This window comes from Pseudomonas meliae (genome assembly GCF_001400515.1).
GTDB classification, from domain to species: domain Bacteria; phylum Pseudomonadota; class Gammaproteobacteria; order Pseudomonadales; family Pseudomonadaceae; genus Aquipseudomonas; species Aquipseudomonas amygdali.
On sequence record NZ_LJQT01000025.1, the window covers coordinates 1 to 21,514 of the forward strand.

Consider the following 21,514-nt stretch of genomic DNA (forward strand, 5'->3'; position numbering starts at 1 on the left):
GCGGAGCGTCGGCACGATAATCAGAAGCCAGACAATGCATGCGACGCGGAGCGTCGCACGATGGTGTGCTCCAGTGGGATGCGCTACAGGAAGTTGTACTGCACGCCTACGCGCAATCTCAGCTGGCGCTTGTCATCTTCGGAATCGACCTTGATGTCGCCGACTTCAAAGAACGGCACCCAGCGCTTGTCCCATTTGTATTTGAAGGCCGCATTCTGTTCGTAGTCGGTCTTGCCGTTGTCATAGCGAATGTAGTCGGCATCGAAGTAGGTGAACTGATACTCGTAAGCCCACGGGCCTTTGCTGGCGTAGTTGACCCAGACGTCGTAACGATTGATCGACTGATCGTCCATCTGGTTGTCAGGCATTTCGTGGTTGACCTTGTCCCTGTCCAGCTTGATCGAGTCGTAGCGATAGCGGCCTGACACGCTCAACTGATCGTTTACTTTGTAGCCCAGCTTGAGGCCCATTTTATAGGCCGTCGATTTCTCGATGCTTTCCAGTGCAAACGAAGGCGTCAGCAGCCATTTTTCGTCAAGCCGGTATTGATAGCTGACCGTCAATTCGTGGCCGTTGCCGACGGTGTTGTCGAACGCCACGTCCTGGCGGTCGCCTGCGGTCTTGTATTTGAGTTCACCTTCGAAGCCCCAGCCGCTGTCCAGCCGGCTGCCGAATTTGACCTGGTCGGCATGCATGCGCGTGCTTTCTGCATATTGGTGACGGTAGTTGATGTACGCGCTATCGGCATACGCCCAGGCGCCGGGGAACAGAGCAGTCAGAGAGATCAGTGCGAGTGGTTTTTTCATTTTTTTATTCTTGTTTGATGGCTGTTTTGGGTGTGTTGAGGCAAATCGCAGGCAGCCGGATCCCTTGGCCGAGAGGGCCGGGGATCACAGTGTCGGCAGGGTTACGGGTTCAGCGCTCGTGAGCCCGGCGGCGGCTCATCCCGTCGGGCGCAGGTCCATGTCGCGGCTGGCCTGAATCAGCAGTCGCGAATACTCGTGCCAAGCCTGGTTGTTGATCAACTGGCTGCTGTCGAGGGTTTCCAGCACCTGGCCTTGCTGCATGACCGCAACCCGGTCACACAAGTGCGCCACTACACCGAGGTCGTGGGTCACCATGAGGTAGGTCAGGCCTTGCTGATGACGCAAGTCGGCCAGCAGGTTGAGAATTTCTGCCTGCACCGAAACGTCCAGTGCCGAGGTAGGTTCGTCGAGCAGCAGCACGCGTGGTTCAAGAATCAGCGCCCTTGCAATAGCGACGCGCTGGCGCTGGCCGCCGGACAGCTGATGCGGGTAACGGAAGCGAAAGCTCTCGTTGAGACCGACCTTGTTCAGCACTTCACAGACGCGACGGTCACGTTCACCGATCCGGTGGATGCTCAAGGGCTCTTTGAGCGCTGCGTCAATGGTATGGCGCGGATGCAGCGAGGCATAGGGGTCCTGAAAGACCATCTGCACGGTGCGGTAGTGACTGGCATCGAGCTTGCGCTGCACGGTCTGGCCGGCCACGCTCAGTGCGCCGCTCCAGTGATGATATTGTCCTGCCAGGCAGCGCAGCACGGTGGTCTTGCCCGAGCCGGATTCGCCGACCAGGCCGAACGACTGGCCTTGCTCGACCTGCAGGTTGACGTCACGCAGCACCTGATTCAGCGCTGGGCCAGTGCCGAAGCTCAGGTTCAGTGAATCGACTGTGATCATTGCCATGGGAGCATTCTCAGTGAGTGAGCCAAAGGGGATCGCGTTGCAGAACCGGCAGGCTGACACGCGGATGATCCAGGCTGGGCAGGGCGGCCAACAGGCCTTGCGTGTAGGGATGACGCGCCTGATCCAGCTCGCTGGCGTTCAGCGATTCCACGACCCGCCCGGCGTACATCACCAGCACCCGGTCGCAAAAGTGACGGACCATATTCAGGTCGTGGCTGATGAAGATCAGGCCCAGATCGCGCTCGCTGACCAGCTCTTCCAGCACGTTGAGCACCTGACGGCGCACCGACACGTCCAGTGCGGAAGTCGGCTCGTCGGCGATGATCACTTGCGGGTCGGTGATCACCATCATCGCGATCATGATCCGCTGGCCCATACCGCCCGAAACTTCATGGGGATACAGTTCGTAGACTCGCGCCGGTTCGCGGATGTGCACCTTGGCCAGCATGTCCAGCGTGCGTTCGCGGGCTTCCTTTTTCGAAACCCTGTGATGCGTCAGATAGGCCTCAGCGATCTGTTCGCCTACCTTGATCACCGGGTTCAGCGAGTATTTCGGGTCCTGCATGATCATCGACATGCGCCGCCCGCGAATGCTCTGCATCTGTTTTTCGCTGCATTCAAGCAAGTCGATATCGCCGAAACGCAGGGTTTTTGCCGTCACCCTGGCTGTTGCCGGATGCAGACGCAATAGGCTGCGACCGACCGTGGACTTGCCTGATCCCGATTCGCCAACAATCGCCAGCTTTTCCCGGCCAAGGCTGAATGACACGTCGCGAACGGCTGCCGTGACCTTGCCCGCATGACTGAACTCGACGCGTAAATCTTCTACTGCAAGCTTTATCTGTGGCATGGCTGTGTGTGACATGGTATTAGCCCCTTTTATTATTGTTCGATGCGTGTCATTCGCTGCGTGGGTCAAGTACATCGCGTAATCCGTCGCCCAACAGGTTGAACGCCAGACTGACCAGCATGATGGTGGCGCCGGGTGCCGCCACCAGCCACCAGCTTTCCAGCATGTAACGACGGCCGCTGGAGATCATCGCACCCCATTCCGGCAACGGCGCCTGTGCGCCGAGGCCGAGAAAGCCCAGTGCAGCAGCGGTGAGAATGATGCTGGCCATGTTCATGGTCAGGCGGATGATCACCGAAGACAGGCACATCGGAATGATGTGACGGCCGATCACGCGCACTGCCGAGGCACCTTGTAGCTTCACCGCGACAACGAAGTCGGCGTTGCGCAGCGACAGGGTTTCGGCCCGCGCCAGGCGGGCGATCGGTGGCCAGGCCGTCAGGGCGATGGCGATGACTGCGTGTTCCAGGCCAGGGCCCAGGGCGGCGATGAAGGCCAGTGCCAGCACCAGGCTGGGGAACGAGATGAAGATGTCGGTGATGCGCATGAACAGGCTGTCGACCCAGCCGCCGAAATAACCGGACACAGTGCCGATCAGCAGGCCGATCGGGCCGACGATCACCGTCACCAGCATCACGATGTACAGCGTGATGCGCGAGCCGTAGACCAATCGGCTGAACACGTCGCGGCCGTATTCATCGGTGCCGAACCAGTTCTGTGCACCGGGCATGCGCAGCGCGGCCGACAGGTCCTGAGCCAGCGGGTCATGAGTTGCGATCCATGGCGCGAACAGCGCGACGATCATCAGCGTGCCGATGACGATCAGCCCCGCCAGCGTCATCGGGTTGCGCAACAGAAAACGCATCAGGCGCGCACTGCTGGCGGCCAATGCTGCGAGGCTGGAGGTTGGCGCCTGAACCATGGGCGTGGCGCTGCTTGCAATGGAAGTCGTCATCAGCGGGTTCTCGGGTCGAAGACTTTATAAAGGGCGTCACTGATCTGATTGAGGATCACGAAGATCAACCCGATCAGCAGGACGCAGGCCATCACGGCATTCATGTCGCCCAGCAGCAGGCTGCTGGTCAGGTACTGGCCAAAACCGGGCCAGGCGAACACAGTTTCTATGAGCACCGCGCCCTCCAGCAGGCCGCCGTAGGCAAGGGCGACGATGGTCAGCAGTTGCACGCGGATGTTGCGGAACGCATGGCCCCAGACGATGCGTCGCTGCGACAGGCCCTTGACCCGGGCGGTGATGATGTATTCCTGCGAGAGCTGTTCGAGCATGAAGCTGCGGGTCATGCGGCTGATATACGCCACCGAATTGAAACTGAGGATTACCGCAGGCAGGAGGATGTGGCGCAGTGCGCTGCGAGAGGCCTCCCAGTCGCCGGACAGCGCGGTATCGATCAGCAACAGACCGGTGCGGGTTTCGATCAGGCCGTCATAGGCCAGACCGATGCGTCCAACCCCTCCGGCCCAGCCCAGCCAGGCGTAGAACACCAGAAAAGCCATCATGCCCAGCCAGAAGATCGGTGTGGAATAGCCAAACAGGGTAATGACCCGGGCAATATGGTCGCCGCTGCGGCCCTGATGGGTGGCGGCATACACCCCCAATGGCCAGCTCCAGCGTGGCCGGGAAGACCCGCGCGATGTCGTCTATCACCGGGTGGCCGGTCAGCAGGGCTTTGCCCAGATCACCGTGCAGCAGGTCACTGAGGTACATGACGAACTGGGTGGTCAGCGGCTTGTCCAGGCCCAGTTCCTGATACGCCTGAGCGTAGGCGGTCGCATCTGCGTCAGGGCCAACGATGGCCAGTACCGGGTCCAGCGGCATGACCCGGCCAATGAAGAAAGTGAGCAACAACAGGCCGAACAGGGTCGCCGCCACTGATCCGCTGCGACGGGTGCCGTGGGCAACCCGACTGCTCCAAATTGAAATCGATGCACTCGACATGGTTATTCCTGCCTTGGCTTGAGCGATTGAACGCATGGGCTCAGCGTTGCTTGTAGACGTCACGCAGGCGCGTGGTCGCGGCGCTGTGACCCAGGTAATCCCGGACGTCAGCGTGAATGACCACTTCATCGGTCATCTGCGAAATCGGCATGATCGGCCCGGCTTTCTGGTCATACAGGGTCTGGATGCGTTGGTAGTCGGCCAGTTGCTTGCTGGCGTCACGCTCGCGTTCGGCCTGCTCGATCAGCTGGTTGATCTCGGCGTTGTAGAACGAGGTACGCCAGCCCTGAAAGTTGCTCAACCTGGCTTCTTCGCGGTTGTCCGGGTTGTAAATGAGCGCTCGCAGGCTGGAGTGCGGATGGCGCTCGGCACCACCACCGCCACGCCCGACCAGAATGTCGAAGCGCCGGTCGCGCATTGCGCCGTAGATCTGATTGCCGGTGCCGGTAATGATCGACGCCTGAATACCTGCCTGGGCGAGGGTCGATTGCAGGCTGGTGGCGATGTTGATGAAGGGCGAATCGGTCAGCGAACGAATGGTGATCTTGAAGCCATTCGGGTGCCCGGCTTCGGCGAGCAGGCGCCTGGCCTCGGCGACGTTGAGTGCATAGCCCGGATCATCCAGTCTGGCCGCCAGCCCCAGTTGCAGCGGGCGCTGGTTGATCAGCCCGTAATGCGGCATGACCACGGAGTTGATGCCTTGATAGTCGATCAGCGCACGAATTGCCTGGCGCACCCGGATATCCTGAAACAGTGGCTGCTCCATGCTCAGTGCGATGTAGTACAGAGTGCCGCGCGGGATGGTCTGTACATTGACGTCTTTCGAGCGGGTCAGTGCCTTTATATCGGTGGCCGCCATACCGCGCGCCACGTCCAGGTCTCCGCGCTCCACCATCAGGCGCAGCGCCTGGGATTCGGTCATGTTGCGCATGATCACCCGGCGCAGTCTGGCCGGGCCGCGCCAGTATTGCTCGAAGCGGCTCATCAGAATCACGTCGTTGGCACGCCAGATGTCCAGCTTGAATGCGCCGGAGCCCGCTGTGTTGGTGGTCAGCCAGGCGGCACCTAGATCGTCCCCCTTGGCATGTTGCAACGCGGTCAGCCGATCAATGACGAAGGCGCTGGGCGAGGTTGCCAGCGTGTTGAGCACCAGCATGGGGTCGGTGGCTTTGGGCAGGTCAAGCACGAAGGTCGATGGTCCTTCGGCGCGCATCAGTTTGCTGACGTTGTCAGCGGTGTAACCGTAGGCTTTCCAGGTGGAAGCCAGGGCCTTGTTGAGTGTGACCACACGTTGCAGCGACCAGGCAACGTCCTGGGCAGTAAGCGGGTTGCCGGAGTGAAATGTCACGCCCGGGCGTAGGTGGAAGGTAAGGCGCATGCGGTCGGGGCTGATTTCCCAGCGCTCGGCCAGTGCCGGAATCAGCTGGTCGGGGCGGGCAGCGTCCTGTTCCAGCAGCATGTCATAGACATTGGCGTTGACCTCGGACACCTCAAGGCCGGTGGCACCTGCCGGGTCCAGGGACAGCAGGTTGATCATGCTCATGCCGACCACCAGTTGATCGACCGGTGTTTCACCGCGCGCCAGAGCGGGCGGGGTGTGCACGAGTGTCGCCGTCAGGGCGAGGCATAGCAGCCAGGGCAGGCGCTTGAGCCAGAGCTTCATGGGGGCAGTCCTTTTTTATATTTATAAGACGCTGTGTCGAGATGTCGAGCGAAGGGCGCTCGGCGTGCCCTTCGCAATGCTGCCAGTCAGTAACGTTGTTCGGTGTGTGTCTCGATATAGCTGAAGTTGATGTCTTCGCCCAGTCCCGGTTGCCCGGAAAGGTGCACGAAACCGTCGCTGTCCATTGGGTCGACCAGCGTATTGAGGTAGGCCGGTACATCGTCGTATTCAAGAAACGGGTGCAGCAGGCCGCGTTCGTACCAGCGGCAGTTGCTGATCGCGCCGACCACGGCGAGGTTGGCAGCGCCGTTGCCGTGGACTTCGCAGTCCATGCCGAACGACTCGGCCAGATGCGCGACTTTCAGGCACGGCCCGATGCCGCCGACGCCAGCCACGCCAGCGCGGAGGATGTCGCAGGCCTTGTTGGTCACCCAGCTGGCGCGGCTGTGGTACTTGCCGGCAATGCTTTCCGGGCCAAGCACCGGAATGTCCAGGTTGGCCGCCAGCCAGGCATAGGATTCGGCAGAGTCTTCCATCATCGGCTCTTCGAACCAGGCGAAGTCGAGCTTTTGCAGTTCACGCCCGATGTATAGCGCGTCGGTGCGGCTGTACCAGTGATACCCGTCGAGCATCAGGGCAATGTCCGGGCCTACCGCTTCCCGCACCGCGGCGCAGGCTTGCACATCCATGCGCGGGTCGGGGGCGAACGAGATCGGCGGCATCCAGGTGTGCAGTTTGATGCCTTTGTAGCCGCGCTTTACCAGCTTTTCGGCAAACTGACCGTATTCGTCCGGGGTGGACAGGCCGCCGGGCAAGTCGTCACCGCACATGGTCGAGCCGTAGGCCAGTACCTTGTCACGATAGCCGCCCAACAGTTTGTGCACGGGCAGTTTCAAGGCGCGTCCGGCAAGGTCCCACAGCGCCTGCTCTACCAGTGCCAGTGCACGGTCGGTGAACTGGCTGGCGCTGCCGCGTTGCCAGTGAGCCAGTTCCTGCCAGATTTTTTCACGATTCATCGGGTTCTGGCCGATCAGCACCTTTTTCACGAATGACTCGATGATGTGCGGGCGGATCAGTTCGGGCGGGCCAAAGGAAAATCCTTCGCTGCCCTCGTCGCAGGCGATACGCAGCATGGCCATTCTGACCGGTTTTTCTTCGCCTGGATGGGCATGACCTGCGCTGTCTACAGCGCGGCGTGAAGGGAAGGAAAAAACGTCGACACTGACCGAGGTGATTTTCATGAGGACCTTCATGGATATTGTTGTTATCAGGTTATTAGTATGTCGTCATACAACATTGGGGTGATTATTTGCAGTCTTGTAGGACGATGTCAATAGTCGTATGACGACTATTTCCTGTATTGATGGGCGTTATAGGCGGTTATGAGCGAATCGCGGTGAGTGGCGTGGGGTGTTTGAGCGGGATGACAGCGTTTAAGTCATTATACCTTTGGCCTCTGAATAGCATTAAGTGCTGCACGCAACCTGCCGTCGCGCCAGGAACGCCCCGTGCAGGGCAGGGCGGCGCGCTGAATTTTCCGCAAAACGCTTAAATTATCTTCATGTTCAAGTCAGAAAAGCCGCAAAGCCCCGTTTTCAGGGCTTTCGTAAAAAACATGGCGCTGGGCCACAACATGTTTTTCACATCCTCTTCACTGCGTCAGCACGATGCTGAACCTATCTTGCCTGCACGGGAGCAGTGAAGACATCAGGCACCTCCCGAGTCAACACCACACATAGGTTCATGGCAGGAGTGGTCACTTGGCTGACACGACAATAAACAAGAATGTGCTTGCCGATTCGGGCATTCAGCAGCGCCACAAAGTGCATCAGCACATCGTCTCGATAACGGTGACTGTCGTATTACTGGCGATCTGCGCCTGGTTTTATACGGCGTTCTCAAGCGTGCATGTAGTGGATCTGGGCGTTGGCAGCAACCTGAAGGTTTCCGGTCTTCGCGAGCATTGGCGGCAAGGTGATGTGGTGGTGATGGTTCGGCACGCCGAACGCTGCGACCGCTCTAGCAACCCCTGCATGAGCGATGCTGACGGCATTACCTCCAACGGGCGGGATGCGGCACTGGCCGTGGGCGCCGGTTTGCAGAAAATTGGCATGGACCATGTGCGCATGATCGCCAGCCCCAAGACCCGCACTCAGCAGACTGCACAACTTCTGGCAGGCCATTCCGTGGCCGCTCAGGACTGGATCAACGACTGTGACGGCGGTTTCATGAAGGTCGTGGAAAACCACAAGGTCAGTGGCGAAAATCTGGTGCTGGTGACGCACAGTGGCTGTATCGACCAGTTCGAACGCAAGGTCGGCGTGATCGGTGGCGAGCGTTCAAGTGAATACGCTCAGGCATTTTTCGTGCAGATGGATGGTACCCACCGTCCTAAAATTCTCGGCTCCCTGACCTCCGGGCAATGGGCAAACCTCAACAGCGAGCAATTCAATTGATGACATCTTCCAGCCCCAGGCTGCGGTTTTACGCCGTCAATCTGGGTGTGCCCGTGTTTTTCGCTCTACTGGTCTTCGTGACATTCGACCTGACCAGTATTGACCGACAGTTGAGTGACCTGTTTTTTGATTCGGCAGCCGGAGTATTTCCCATCGGGCAGATGCATCTGTTCGAGACCATCACGCACAAGTGGGCGCGAATAATCCCGGACTGGACCGGAGAGTTGGCGATCATCGGTGCGATGCTGTCGTTCGTCTGGCCTTTACTGGAAAAAAAGGCCGGTTCGCGCTTCATGAGGCGCCTGTCGGGTTCCCGGACAGAGGCGCTTCTGCGCTTTACGCGCAGGCATCGGCTGGACTTCTTTTTCGTGATCGTTGCCTTTGCGCTAAGCACCGGCATGATCCATTACCTGAAAAGCCACACTAGTGTGTACTGTCCCGTTGAAACCACCTTGTACGGTGGCAGCGAGGCGCACATCGAGTGGTTCCGAAACTTCAATTTTCTGCATGAAGCCGGTGCCGGGCGTTGCTGGCCGGGCGGTCATGCGTCAAGCGCATTCAGTCTGCTGGCCTTGTACTTTGTGGCTCGGCGCTACTGCTGGCATCATTCCAACATCCTGCTGGCGGGCATTCTCGTACTTGGCATGATCTACGGCACTACGCGGGTGCTGCAAGGCTGGCACTTTATGTCGCACACGTTCTGGGCGGGTATCGTGGTGTGGCTGAGCACGCTGCTGGTCGCACTGTGCTTTTATGGACGATCCAGGTTGCAACAGCCAATTCGTAACGCAGCGGTTTCCGGTCGGCGTGATGAATTTTTTACTCAACCTGCCGATTCAATGGCAACAGGGTCCCGCTCGGCCGGGTAGAAAACAAGAAGGCGCTGCAATGAACATTCTGGTTATTGAAGACCACCGTGACATTCACGATAACCTGCTGGAATTCTTCGAACTCAGGGGGCACGCGGTAGAATGTGCGCTGGACGGCCATAGCGGGCTGCACCTGGCGGCCTCGAAGCGCTTCGACGCGATCATCCTCGACATCATGTTGCCGGGCATTGACGGCAACCAGATTTGCCGCAGTCTGCGCCAGTATTCGAAGTCCGAAGTCGCCATTGTGATGCTCAGTGCGCGGGATGAGCTGGATGACCGTCTTACCGGCTTCAAGGTGGGTGCCGATGATTACATCACCAAACCGTTTGCAATGTCCGAGGTGCTCGCCCGGGTCGAAGCGGTGGTGGGCCGACGCCAGCGCAAGGATAACCGGGTGATGGTGGTCGCTGACCTGCACTTCGATCTGGATACCCTTGAGATAACCCGCAACGGTGTGCCTTTGAAGCTCAACCCGACCAACATGAAGCTGTTGGAATTGTTGATGCGCAAAAGTCCCCATATCGTGAAGCGATCCGAGCTGGAAGAAGTGCTTTGGGGGCGTGATGCCCCGAAGCAACATTCATATCCTTAGGCGGGTGCTGGACGGCGACCACGAGACGCCGTTGCTGCATACCGCTCATGGCCTGGGTTACAAGTTGTGTGTACAGCGCTGAAGCCTGCTCAGTCGAAATTGAACAGGCGCTGGATCAAGGTCGGTGTACTGCCGGTCCAGCGTTTGAACGAGCGGCGGAAGTTGGCCGGATCGTTGAAGTTCAGGTAGTCCGCCACAGCCTCGTTGCTCAGCCCCTTGATCTGATACAGGTACAGCGCGAGATGCTTGCGCGCCAGGTCGTGCTGGGCCTGAAAGCTGGTGCCGTGTTTGTGTAGCTTGCGCTTCAGCGTAGCCGGGCTCATGGCGAAGGCATTTGCAACCTGTTCCAGGCTGGTAGCCTGGCGCACGTTGTCACGCAGGTGCTGGTGTAACTGGTCCAGCAGGCTGAATGGCATACCCAGCGCAGCGAGTTGCCCGGCGGCTTCCTGTTGTGCGACCTGCACGGCGATGGGTGATGCGCCTGGCCACGCGCGGGTGAGGTAATGCCGGGGCAGGCGCATCATGTCCAGCGGGCGGCGAAATGCCGTGTTCTCGCCCAGATGCACCCAGTATTGTTCGATGTAGCGCGGTTCCTCGTGACAGAAACTGCATTCCCACGGCAGCCGTTCCCCGCTGAGCAACTGACTCATCGCGACCAGTGCAGTCATACCGGCCTCCAGCAGGAAGCGTTGCTGTTCGCCAGCGCCGCAACTGTCCAGCCAGTAAAGGTAGGCAAAATGCTCATCCAGCTCCAGACGCGGCGTCAGCAGCGGGCTGAGCAGCGCATACTGGTGGATCAGGATTTCCAGCGCCTGATGCAGGTTTTGCGCATGACGCAGCGCATGGCTTGCGGCGCCGTAATGGCCGGGAAACAGTCGCTGGCCGAACAGGAAACTGGTGTCGTCGGCTTCCATCTGGCGTTGCGCGTTACCGATCAGAACGAAGAATTGCTGCGCACTGAGCCGCGTCTTGCCCGCAACGATGTCTTCGTAGAACAGGCCTGTGCCTTTGAGCAGGCGATGGCTGTCGATCCCGCGCGACAAGGCCAGATCAATCAGCGTAGCCGGCTGGTAATGGCCGGGGATGAAGCGGCTGTCGGCTTCGTACCAGTCACTTTTGAGAGTCACGGCAGTCGCTCAGGCAGTACGGGTCAGGGGACGTCGGGCGCGGGCCAGCGACAGGTTGAGGCGACGCAGCAGGTTGTCCGGCGTTTCATTGAGGGCCATGACCACCGCCACGCTGGCCGACAGTTGAATGCGTTCACCTTGTCGCCGAGTCTTGTGCGCCAGGCTGGCAACCGCCTGTTGCAGCTCCAGCGCCAGCAGTTTCGCCTGACTCTCTCCGGTATTGGGCAACAACACCACAAACCGGTCGCCCGCCAGACGGCAGAGCAGGTCCTGGCGGCGCAAATTGAGTACCAGCAGATGGCTGAGCGCCGATAGAACCTCATCGCCCTCGGCATGACCGAATGCGTTATTGATCGCGCTGAAGTCATCCACATCCAGTACCAGCAGCGACAACGGTTGCTGCTGGCAGAGGCTTTCTTCAAGGCTGACGACCAGTTGGCGTTTCAGATAGTCGGCGCTGCCCAGCGGTGTGAGCTTGTCGTAAAGCCGATGCTCACGAAAGCCACGCTCGCGCTTTTCCATCTGCGCGCTGATCGCCAGTTGCTCGCGATGCCAGTGATAGATACCGAGGGTCAGCAGGATAAGGCCGATTGGCATCGGTCCGGATTCCAGCCAGTGACCCCACTGGATGTGGCTGGGCAGGCGAATGAACTCGTCCAGCGCGTCGATCCACCAGGAAAAGAACACACAGCTGAGGCCTGTCGACAGGTAATTGGTGACCCGACCGGCTGGTCGGCTCTTGAACACCAGAAACAGCCAGACCAGCGACAGCAGCGCGGAGCCGCCTTCGCCGACGATGTCCAGCCATTGCCATTCGCTGACCTGTTTGACGTTGCCAAATGCCAGAAAGGCCAGCAGGCCCAGGTTGGAAGCGACCATCAGCGCAGCGAGTTTCCAGCGATGGGGTTGGATGATCCTGAACATGAAAAGACGGCTCCCGAGCTGCTGGTTATCGGCCAGCAGAACAGATGTACATGACACTTCGGTGACGGGTAACGCGGACCGCGAAAGGTCGAATCAGCTCACGTGTGTTGCAGGTTTTTTCTACGCGCCTGACCGCCACCCGGCTGGTTCGCCTGCCAAACGTATGCGGTTCGTGACGCTTTGCGTCACAAGTCTCCGGAGCAGCACAATGTCATGCTGCGTCTGCAGGAGGTCGCCATACGTGCTTCTCGATCACGGTGGCACTGGCGACGCGGAGCGTCACGAACTCCATTCCAACGCGGAGCGTTGGAACGAGAGTCATACGCACATCGGCTTTTGATTCCGGCCAGCCCCGCCTGAAAGTCAAATCAGCTCATTTGCCTGCCAAATCACCCTCAAACCCGCTGTTTCCAGCCCCTGCGCCCGTTACCTGTCACAGAACCGTCACTGCGCGGCTCTAGCTTGCGCCTCCAGTTGCCGGGTCATTTGCCTGGCCTGTCGGGATTATGGGGGAGGACTTAACATGCACAGGCGTCGCAGCAGGGCTCAACTGGTCGGCTTCACACTCAGCGCGCTGGCATTTGTCATTGCCAGCGAACGTTTACAGGCGGCCGAAGCCGATACCACCGAGCACGTGCAAGTGGTCGGGCAGGCGGCGAGTATCGACAACGCGCTCAAGGAGCAACGCAGCTCCGACAGCATCAAGAGCGTGGTGCATGCCGACGGTGTTGTGCAGCTACCGGACCAGAACGTCGCCGAAGCAGTGCAACGCATGCCGGGCGTCAGCGTCGAGCGCGATCAGGGCGAGGGGCGCTTTGTCACCGTCAGGGGACTGGCGCCTGACCTCAACAGCGTGACCATCAACGGCACGCTGGTGCCTGCCCCGGAAAGTGGCCGACGCGCCGTAGCGCTGGATGTGCTGCCTGCCGAACTGGTGCAGTCACTGTCAGTGATCAAAACCCTGACCCCGGACATGGACGCCAACTCGCTGGGCGGTACAGTCGATGTCGAAAGCCTCTCTGCCTTCGACCACAAAGGCCTGTTCTACACCGGCAGCAGCGAAGCCAGCTACGACAAGAACACCCACCAGACCAGCCCCAAGTTTTCTGGCGCGGCGAGCAATCGTTTCAGCCTTGGCGACGGCATCGACAACTTCGGTGTGGCGGCAGCACTGAGCTGGCAGAAGCGTGATTTCGGCTCCGACAACGTCGAGACCGGCGGAGACTGGGACGGCTCGCGACTGCAATCGTTTGAACAACGCGACTACGACATCAGCCGCGAGCGCACCGGGGGTGGTCTTAACTTCGATTACAAACCCGATGACCTCAGCAAATACTACCTGCGCACCCTGTACAGCCGTTTCAAGGATGATGAGGTGCGCACCACCAACGGTTTCGAATTTGCCAATGCCCAGAGCGCAGGGCAGACCGGCGATGCCGAGGGCACGCGCAAGCTCAAGGCGCGCACCGAAACTCAGGAAATCCAGTCCTACGTGTTCGGTGGCGAACGTATGGTCGGCCTGTGGACGCTCAGCGGCCAGGCCGGTTACAGCGAGTCCAGTGAAGACAGCCCTAGCCATATTGCCGGGGCCACATTCGTGGGCAACGATGATTTTGCCGACACCGGTTTCTACGACCGCGACAAGCCAAGGCCCATCGTCGATCCCTCGTTCTACGACAATTCGAACTTTACTCTGGACAAGGTCGACCGGGAAAAGCAGTACACCAAAGACACCGAGAAGAACGTGCGCCTCGACCTGGCCCGCGATTACGACTTCAAGGGCTATGCCTCGCAGTTCAAGTTTGGCGGCAAGGTCAGCCGACGCGACAAAAGCAACGATCTGGAAGTCTGGAAATACGACGATTTCGATGATCAGGGTTTCAGCGATCAGCAACTCAACCTGACACAGTTCCAGAAAGGCACCATCGACTATCGACTGGGCAATTTCGGCAGCGGTATCAGTCCCACTGCGGTCAAGGGCCTGATCGGCGGCCTGAACGCCGCCGACGCCTACGACGCGTCGGAAAGCCGGGCCAATGACTTCAAGATCAACGAAGACATCAATGCCGGTTACTTCATGAATACGCTGGATGTCGATAAATGGCGCTTCATCGCCGGTCTGCGTTACGAGGGCACGGAGATGGACGCCAAAGGAACTGGCGTGCGCGATGGGACATTCGAGTCCAGTACCACCAACCGCCGCTATCACCACTGGTTACCAGGTCTGCATGCCCGTTATCAGATCGACAAGAGCACCCAGTTGCGCGCCGCCTGGACCAAAACCGTGGTGCGCCCGACGTTCGGGCAACTGGCGCCGGGCTTTGTAATCGACGATGACGAAGCCTCTTTCGGTAACCCGAATCTGAAGCCGCTGGAGTCGAGCAACCTTGACCTGGGCATCGAACACTTCATGGGCCGAGCGGGGACGGTGTCGGCGTTCGTGTTCTACAAGGACATCCAGAATTTCGTCTACAACACCGACCTGGCGGGCACCGGGCAGTGGACGAACTTCTCCGAAGCCAACACCTACGCCAACGGCGACAAGGCCAAGCTCTATGGCCTGGAACTGGCCTATTCGCAAAAGCTCGACTGGCTGCCATCGCCATGGAACGGTCTGCTGCTGGGCGCCAACGCCACGTTGAGCCGTTCCGACGCGAGCATCAACGGTTTCGACCAGAGCACCGGCACCAACCGCAAGCGCGACATCGACCTGCCCAGCCAGTCGAAAACCGTCGGTAACGTCATGCTCGGCTGGGAGAACGACAAGCTGAGTCTGCGTCTGTCCGCCAACTACAAATCGGCCTATCTCTACGAGTTGGCGTCGATCGGCGACAAGGACCACGACCAGTACGTGGATGCGCAGACTTTCGTCGATTTCAGCGCCCGCTATTCACTGACCAAGAACCTCAAGGTCAGCTTCGAGGCGCAGAACCTCACCGATCAGCCGTATTTCGTCTACAGCGGTCATCGCGCCTACAACGGCCAGTACGAAGAATACGGCCCGACCTACAAAGTCGGCCTGACCTTCACTCACTTCTGATCGACCTGACGCGCTCATTCAAAGGATTCAACCGTTCATGATCATTTCGTTATCACCCAAGCCAGCGTGCCTGGCGCTACTGCTTTGTCTTGCGGCCGAAGCTGCGCACGCTTCGCCGCCGATGGACCTGAACCTGACACGCTGGGCTGAAAATGCTTCGTTCAAGGCTCAATCGGCGAGCTTTCTGCCGGGCAGTGACGGCACCCGCCGCCTGGCCGCGAGCGTCAAGGCCGGTCTGTTGCTGCTGGATGAGCAGGGCCGCGAGCTGGCGAAAATGCCGGGGTCGTTCCAAGGGCTCGACAGCCGTACTACAGGCTCAAGTGTGCTCATTGCAACGCTGGATAATGCCCGCCAGCAGGCCATGCTGACCCAGCTCGATCCGACCGGAGCACACTGGTCAAAGCCGGTTTATCTGCCCGCACGCGATTATTCAGTGGCCGGTCTGTGCCTGTACCGCGATGACGCCAGCAACCTGTTTGTGTTTCTGGTGGGCGAGGAGGGCAAGGGCGAACAATGGCTGATTGGCGCAGATAATCGACTGAACGACGAGCCACGCCTGGTGCGCAACCTGCCGCTACCACCCAAAGCCGAGTTTTGTCAGGTCGATGACGCTGCGCACAGGTTGTTCGTCAATGAACAAAACATCGGTTGGTGGGCTTATTCGGCGCACCCCGAGGCTGAGGTCGCGCGTCAGCCTGTGGCTCTGCGCGAACCGTTTGGCGATTTGAAACAGGCGGCGGGGGCAATGGCCATTGTTCCGGGCGGTTTGCTGGCGCTGGACCCGAAAGGCAAGGCATTGCATCTCTATCAGCAGCAGGATTCGCTGGAGAGCTGGACGCCGGTGGCCGATCTGTCGCTGATGAGCCTGAAAAAGCCGGAAGGGCTTTCTGTGCGTGAGAGCAAGAACAGCTTGCAGGTGTTGGTTAACGACAATGACGGCGAGCGCCTGTATCAGGGGGAACTGAGCTGGTCGCCCAAACCGGTGAATAACGCCAAGCCGTTGCCGACTGTCATGGCGGCGAGTCAGAGCCAGCCGGTCGGGCGTCAGGGTGACGCCGCCGACGACCCGGCCATTTGGGTCCACCCGAAAAATCCGGCGCTCAGTCGCGTGTTGGGCACCAACAAAAAGCAGGGCCTGCTGGCTTATGACCTGACTGGCAAGCAGCTGCAGGAATTACCGGTAGGCCGCCTGAACAACGTCGATCTACGCCCAGGCTTCATGCTCGGCAAGAAGACTGTCGACCTGGCGGTAGCCAGTAACCGGGATCACAACAGCCTGAGCCTGTTCAGCATCGACCGGACCAGCGGCGTCATTCGTGAAGCGGGAGAGATCCCCACACCATTGGCGGAAATCTATGGCGTCTGCCTGTTCAAACCTGCCAGTGGCGAGCTGTACGCCTTCGCCAACGGTAAAGACGGCAGCTTTCTCCAGTATCGGCTCAGCGCGTCCGACGGTAAGGCAAAAGGCGAGCTGGTACGCCGCTTCAAGGTCGACACCCAGCCGGAAGGCTGCGTGGCCGATGACCAGCGTCAACGCCTGTTTCTCGGTGAAGAGGACGTTGGCGTCTGGGAAGTCGATGCGCGGGCGGATCAGCCTGCGACGCTTTCCAGTGTGATCAAGGTGGGCGAGGCGGTGCATGCCGATGTCGAGGGGCTGGCGCTGTATCAGAGTGACAAGCACGACTATCTGGTGATCTCCAGTCAGGGCAACGACAGCTACGTGGTGGTCGATGCCGAGCCGCCTTACGCACTGCGCGGCGCTTTTCGGGTCGGTCTCAACGCGAACGCGGGGATTGACGGTACCTCGGAAACCGACGGCATCGAAGTGACCTCCATGAACCTCGGCGCTCCCTGGAGCAAAGGCATGCTGGTGGTGCAGGACGGGCGCAAACGCATGCCCGAGCAGGCGCAGAACTTCAAGTTCGTGCCGTGGGCCGAGGTGATGAAAACCTTGAAGCTGCCGTAAGTCGTTTGTCATCAAGCGGTGCTAATCATTCGTTCCATTACAGAGGACTACCACGATGCACGCCACCCTCGAACACATGACTATCTGGGGCCTGATCAGCGATGCCAGCCTGCTGGTCAAGGCCGTGATGCTGATTCTGTTACTCGCTTCGCTGGTCAGCTGGTACCTGATCATCCAGCGCAGTCTTGCGCTGGGCCATTATGAGCGGACACTGGATGCGTTTCAGCAGCGCTTTCGCGGTGAAGCCGAGCTGGCACCGCTGTACTCCGACAGCCGTTCGGCTCAAGAGGGCGCTGACGGTATCGAGCGCGTCTTCAACGCCGGTTATGCCGAGTACGTGCAACTCAAGCCACGTCCCGGCATCGAGCCTGACGTGGTGCTGTCAGGCGTCGAACGCGCATTGCAGGTCGCGATCAGCGAGCAGGAGCTGCAACTGGAAAAAGGCCTGCAGTTTCTCGCTACGGTTGGCTCGGTCAGCCCCTACATCGGCCTGTTCGGCACGGTCTGGGGGATCATGAATTCCTTCATCGGCCTGTCTCAAGTGCAGCAGGCCACACTGTCGACGGTCGCGCCGGGTATTGCCGAAGCCTTGATTGCCACGGCCATCGGCCTGTTCGCCGCCATTCCTGCCGTTATCGCCTACAACCGTTTTGGCGCGCGTGGCCAGACGCTCACGGCCCGTTACTACAGCTTCGGCAATGAACTGCAGGTGCGCCTGAACCGCACCCTGCAAGGCCTGACCCGCAACATGGCCGCTGCGGCCTGAGGACTTGTCATGCTGGTCAAACCACAACGCAAACATGGCCCGAAAGCCGAAATGAATGTCGTGCCCTACATCGACGTGATGCTGGTGCTGCTGGTGATTTTCATGGTCACGGCACCGATGCTGACCCAAGGGGTGAAAATCGAGTTACCCAAAGTGGCCAGCGAAGCACTCGCTAGCGATACCCGGCAGCGCATCGTGACCCTGTCCGTCAAGGCGCAGGGCGGCTACTACTGGAACCTGGGCGACACGGTCGATACTCAGGTGCAGACCGATCAGGCTGCGAGCCTTGAAGACATGCAGGAGCGCATTGCCCGACTGGTTGCCGAGCGCAAGGACACGCAAGTGTTCATCCGTGCCGATGACAAGGCTGATTATGGCCGGGTAGTCGCCGCCATGGCGGCGCTGCAACGCAGTGGCGTAACGCAATTGGGCTTGGTGACCGAGGCCCCGCAATGAACACCCTGGCCCTCGATTACCACCCGCCGCGCCGCGAATGGGTGAATGGGCCCTGGCTGCGCAGCAATGGCCTGGCCGCTGCCATCGCGCTGGCATTGCATGGCGTGCTGCTGGGCGGTCTTATGTTCGGCTGGAGCCCGCACGAAGCACCGCCCGCACAGAGCAGAACCCTGACCACGCAATTAGTGATTTTGCCGCCAGCGCCTGAGCCGGCTCCAGTCGCCGCTGCGCCGGTTGTCGAGCCTGTTCAGCTGCCGCCACCTGCACCGGCCTTGCTGCCGATTACCCAGCCGGTGGAAGCTGCAAAACCGCAGGCAGAGCCGCAGCGCCAGGTCGAACAGGCGGCGTTGGCACGCAAGCGCGTTGATGAGCAAAAGCGCGAGCGCGAACAGCAACAGAGCGTTCAGCGCCTGCACGAAGCCGAGCAGCAAAAGCGCCAGGAACAGCAGCGGCTGGCCGAACAGCAACGTCAGCAGGTTGAGCAACAACGTCAGGCCGAACAGGCGCGTCAGTCTGCCGAGCGCGCCCGCCAGGCGCAGCAATCAGCACAACAGCAGGCCGCCGCTGACAGCAGCCAGTATCAGCCACTCAGCAAGGAGGCTCCGGACTATCCCGAACGGGCTCTGGACAAAGGCATCGAGGGTGATTGCACGGTTGTCTACGACGTATCGCCGCAAGGCACGGTGGTCAACCCGCAAGTGCAGGGTGCGTGCCATCCATTGTTCATCCGTCCGTCACTGGCCGCAGCGCAAACCTTTCGTTATCAGCCACGGGTTGTCGAGGGCAGGGCAGTGACCGTGTCCGGGGTGAAGAATACTTTCCACTACCGGATCAAATAGACAGCGGGCCTGACGCAAGCTGCGGCAGGCCCGCACAGGTTTTAACTGACCTTGAAGCGCCTTACCAGCGCAATCAGGCGAGTGTTGGACTCGGAAAGGGCAGCGGTGCTGCGTTCGTTACTGGAGCCGCCTTCGACCAGCTCTTCGACGATGTGGCGAACGGCAATGATGTTACGGCTGATTTCCTCTGACACCGCGCTTTGCTCCTCGGCCGCTGTGGCGATTTGCGTGCTCAGGTCGTTGATCTGCAGAACCGAGCGAGTCATGTCGTCCAGGCCGCTTGTTACGGCAGTGGTTTTGCCTGCCGTGGTCTGGCAACTCTGGCGGGTTTTTTCCATCGCGGCTACTGCTGCGCTGACGCCTTGTTGCAGGCTGCCGAGCATTTCGTTGATCTCCGACGTGCTGGCCTGGGTGCGAGCGGCGAGGGCGCGCACCTCATCGGCCACGACCGCAAAGCCACGACCCTGTTCGCCGGCGCGCGCGGCTTCAATGGCGGCGTTAAGTGCGAGCAGGTTGGTCTGCCCGGCGATTTCGCCAATCACCGCCAGCACCGCGTTGATGCGCTTGGCGTCCTGCTCCATCGACTGCACTTTGCTGGTGGCCGAATCGACCTCGCTGATCAGTGCATTCACGCTGTCAGAAGCGTCCGCAACAACGGTTTTCGATACCTGAGCGTTCTCGTTGGCCGACTGCGTGAAGCTTGCGGTCTGCGCCGCGCTGCGGGCCACTTCGTCCGCGGTGGAGGACATCTCGGTGATCGCAGTAACGGCCTGATCGGTTTCGTTGGCGTGACGGATCAGAATGGCACTGGTAACGCCCGCCTGACTGCGCAGTTGTTCGATACCGCTGGCAATCTCGCTGGTGGAACTGCTGACGTCGAGCATCATGCGTTGCAGGTAGGCAATGAAGTTGTTGACCGACTCACCCACCTGATCCACTTCATCGTGCCCTTTGACGGCAATGCGCCGGGTGAGATCGGCGTCACCGGCCGACAGCGTGTCGATGTTGGTTTTGAGCACGCCCAGACGGTTCATCAGCGTGCGCAACGCAACGATCATCAGCACCAGCAGCACCAGAACCATCGGGATCTGCAGCCAGGCCAGGGTCTTGAGGACGGTTTCGCTCTGGCTTTTCAGCAGATCGGTGTTTTGCGAAACGGCCAGCAACCAGGGCGTTCCAGCAACCGGCATCAGAAACAGGGTTGACTCCTCGCCATCGCTGTTCTGGTAAGTCAGACGCGAGGTGCCAGTACCTTTGACGGCGAGTGCCGACTTGATGCCATTGATGAACGGCGATTGCGCCGCCAGTTCGGAGACGTTGCGCAGCACGATCTTGTCGCTGCTGCCCGGCACGTTGGACAGAATCTTGCCATCGGCCTCAATGATCATGATCCGGCCATGGACTTCCTGCTCTTTGGCTTCAACCAGCTTGTTGAAGAAGCCCAGCGTCACGTCGATGGTCGACACGCCCCAAGGCTGTCCGTCCTTGGTAATGGCCATGGCGCAGTTGGTGCGCGGTTCCGGGCTGGCGGCATCCTGATAGGCGGGCGCCCAGGCGCATTGGCCAGCAGGGGAGTTCAAGCCGCCTTTGTGCCAGCCCTGTTCGAAATAGTTGAGCGACTCAGGCGAGTTCCAATGGGTGTTGACGATCAATTTTCCCGACGCATCGCGGTGGTAGAAGGTGCTGTGCTTGGCACGACCGGGCGTGCGCACGTTCGGCAAAGGCCAGATCCCGCCGCCGAATACCTTGGCTTCGCCGTACTGGTTGACCATGAACGGCAGCAAGCGGTCGATATCGTCACTGGACAGCTGCGGCACCAGCTCGGTGATCACCCGCGCCTGCGCCTGTACGCGCGCCAACTCGGTCTTGATCTCATCGCTGATGTCTGCCGCCTTGGCGGTCAGCATGTTTTCATCGTTGGCCGTAAGCCTGGGGGACACGAACTGACCGATGCCATAAACCGTCAGAACAACGACCAGCGCCATGAATCCTACGAAGGTTGCGGTGTAGCGAGCTTGTACTGTCTTGAGCGAGGCCATTTTTTTGTTATACCTGATCCGTAGGAAAGGAATTACCTGACTCAGGTGTCGACCGGGATAGATATTTCTTGATGTGACAAAAGTGCCAACTTCAATACGATCGGCTGCGTCCAGCGTCGCACAAGGCACTAGAGGTATTCTCCCGTGGGTCATCAGGAACAACCGATATCGCGCAAGCCGCAACGCAGAAAATTTTTCAGTCCCTCGCTTGACTTCCTTTTCCTAATCAGTAACATAGCGCTCATTCCGCGATAGCTCAGTTGG

At 59.7% G+C, this 21,514-nt stretch carries 16 protein-coding genes and 3 pseudogenes; 8 read left to right on the forward strand and 11 right to left on the reverse strand.

Translation table 11 applies throughout. From position 1 onward, the window contains the following. Nucleotides 1–83: 83 nt before the first annotated feature. From ALO64_RS01065 to ALO64_RS01095, 7 genes and pseudogenes are all read right to left on the reverse strand, one after another. Complete coding sequence (locus ALO64_RS01065) at nucleotides 84–806, reverse strand: oligogalacturonate-specific porin KdgM family protein (protein WP_044344828.1); 723 nt, start codon at nucleotides 804–806, stop codon at nucleotides 84–86. A 135-nt stretch (nucleotides 807–941) separates the two neighbouring features. Then, entirely contained in the window at nucleotides 942–1,706 is a 765-nt protein-coding gene (locus ALO64_RS01070) for an ABC transporter ATP-binding protein (protein ID WP_044344829.1), read from the reverse strand. 10 nt (nucleotides 1,707–1,716) lie between these two features. Then, a complete protein-coding gene (locus ALO64_RS01075; protein WP_044344840.1) occupies nucleotides 1,717–2,556 on the reverse strand; it encodes an ABC transporter ATP-binding protein in 840 nt (279 codons plus the stop codon). Nucleotides 2,557–2,605: 49 nt separating this feature from the next. Further along, complete coding sequence (locus ALO64_RS01080) at nucleotides 2,606–3,511, reverse strand: ABC transporter permease (protein ID WP_016981374.1); 906 nt, start codon at nucleotides 3,509–3,511, stop codon at nucleotides 2,606–2,608. Next, a pseudogene (locus ALO64_RS01085) lies at nucleotides 3,511–4,510 on the reverse strand (ABC transporter permease). The gene ALO64_RS01080 and the pseudogene ALO64_RS01085 overlap by 1 nt, the downstream one beginning before the upstream one ends. A 40-nt stretch (nucleotides 4,511–4,550) precedes the next feature. Continuing rightward, nucleotides 4,551–6,173 (reverse strand): ABC transporter substrate-binding protein, encoded by a 1,623-nt coding sequence (locus ALO64_RS01090; protein ID WP_044344830.1) that lies wholly within the window; start codon nucleotides 6,171–6,173, stop codon nucleotides 4,551–4,553. Nucleotides 6,174–6,259: 86 nt separating this feature from the next. Continuing rightward, nucleotides 6,260–7,414, reverse strand: a complete 1,155-nt coding sequence (locus ALO64_RS01095) for a mandelate racemase family protein (protein ID WP_005731972.1) — start codon at nucleotides 7,412–7,414, stop codon at nucleotides 6,260–6,262. Between the two features lie 519 nt (nucleotides 7,415–7,933). Here ALO64_RS01095 and pmrG point away from each other — a divergent pair. From pmrG to ALO64_RS01110, 3 genes and pseudogenes are all read left to right on the forward strand, one after another. Continuing rightward, nucleotides 7,934–8,629 carry a lipopolysaccharide core heptose(II)-phosphate phosphatase PmrG gene (gene pmrG / locus ALO64_RS01100; protein WP_044344831.1) on the forward strand — a complete coding sequence of 232 codons (696 nt, stop codon included), beginning with the start codon at nucleotides 7,934–7,936 and terminating at the stop codon, nucleotides 8,627–8,629. Then, complete coding sequence (locus tag ALO64_RS01105; protein ID WP_005731974.1) at nucleotides 8,629–9,498, forward strand: phosphatase PAP2 family protein; 870 nt, start codon at nucleotides 8,629–8,631, stop codon at nucleotides 9,496–9,498. The genes pmrG and ALO64_RS01105 overlap by 1 nt, the downstream gene beginning before the upstream one ends. A 19-nt stretch (nucleotides 9,499–9,517) precedes the next feature. Beyond that, nucleotides 9,518–10,175 (forward strand): annotated as a pseudogene (locus ALO64_RS01110) (response regulator transcription factor). 7 nt (nucleotides 10,176–10,182) lie between these two features. On the opposite strand, the gene ALO64_RS01115 reads toward ALO64_RS01110, so the two are convergent. Both ALO64_RS01115 and ALO64_RS01120 read right to left on the reverse strand, forming a co-directional pair. Next, nucleotides 10,183–11,220 (reverse strand): AraC family transcriptional regulator, encoded by a 1,038-nt coding sequence (locus ALO64_RS01115; protein WP_044344832.1) that lies wholly within the window; start codon nucleotides 11,218–11,220, stop codon nucleotides 10,183–10,185. A gap of 9 nt (nucleotides 11,221–11,229) precedes the next feature. Next, complete coding sequence (locus ALO64_RS01120; RefSeq protein ID WP_044344833.1) at nucleotides 11,230–12,144, reverse strand: GGDEF domain-containing protein; 915 nt, start codon at nucleotides 12,142–12,144, stop codon at nucleotides 11,230–11,232. A gap of 523 nt (nucleotides 12,145–12,667) precedes the next feature. On the opposite strand from ALO64_RS01120, the gene ALO64_RS01125 reads away from it, so the two are divergent. From ALO64_RS01125 to ALO64_RS01145, 5 genes are read left to right on the forward strand one after another with little or no spacing between them, the layout of a single operon-like run. Further along, complete coding sequence (locus tag ALO64_RS01125; RefSeq protein ID WP_044344834.1) at nucleotides 12,668–15,184, forward strand: TonB-dependent receptor; 2,517 nt, start codon at nucleotides 12,668–12,670, stop codon at nucleotides 15,182–15,184. Nucleotides 15,185–15,221: 37 nt separating this feature from the next. Continuing rightward, nucleotides 15,222–17,150, forward strand: a complete 1,929-nt coding sequence (locus ALO64_RS01130) for a phytase (RefSeq protein ID WP_044344835.1) — start codon at nucleotides 15,222–15,224, stop codon at nucleotides 17,148–17,150. Between the two features lie 55 nt (nucleotides 17,151–17,205). Next, nucleotides 17,206–17,916: a protein TolQ gene (tolQ, locus tag ALO64_RS01135; RefSeq protein WP_044344836.1), complete on the forward strand. Its 711-nt coding sequence runs from the start codon at nucleotides 17,206–17,208 to the stop codon at nucleotides 17,914–17,916. 9 nt (nucleotides 17,917–17,925) lie between these two features. Then, the gene (gene tolR / locus ALO64_RS01140; RefSeq protein WP_044344837.1) at nucleotides 17,926–18,372 is read left to right on the forward strand and encodes a protein TolR; all 447 of its coding nucleotides are present in this window, start codon (nucleotides 17,926–17,928) and stop codon (nucleotides 18,370–18,372) included. Then, nucleotides 18,369–19,211 (forward strand): energy transducer TonB, encoded by an 843-nt coding sequence (locus ALO64_RS01145; protein WP_044344838.1) that lies wholly within the window; start codon nucleotides 18,369–18,371, stop codon nucleotides 19,209–19,211. The genes tolR and ALO64_RS01145 overlap by 4 nt, the downstream gene beginning before the upstream one ends. A 41-nt stretch (nucleotides 19,212–19,252) precedes the next feature. Here the strand turns inward: ALO64_RS01145 and ALO64_RS26715 are convergent, their stop codons facing one another. Together ALO64_RS26715 and ALO64_RS26720 are read right to left on the reverse strand one after the other, a co-directional pair. After that, nucleotides 19,253–20,098 (reverse strand): methyl-accepting chemotaxis protein, encoded by an 846-nt coding sequence (locus tag ALO64_RS26715; RefSeq protein ID WP_373561842.1) that lies wholly within the window; start codon nucleotides 20,096–20,098, stop codon nucleotides 19,253–19,255. A gap of 15 nt (nucleotides 20,099–20,113) precedes the next feature. Beyond that, nucleotides 20,114–21,403 (reverse strand): annotated as a pseudogene (locus ALO64_RS26720) (HAMP domain-containing protein); the annotation flags it as partial. Nucleotides 21,404–21,514 lie beyond the last annotated feature (111 nt).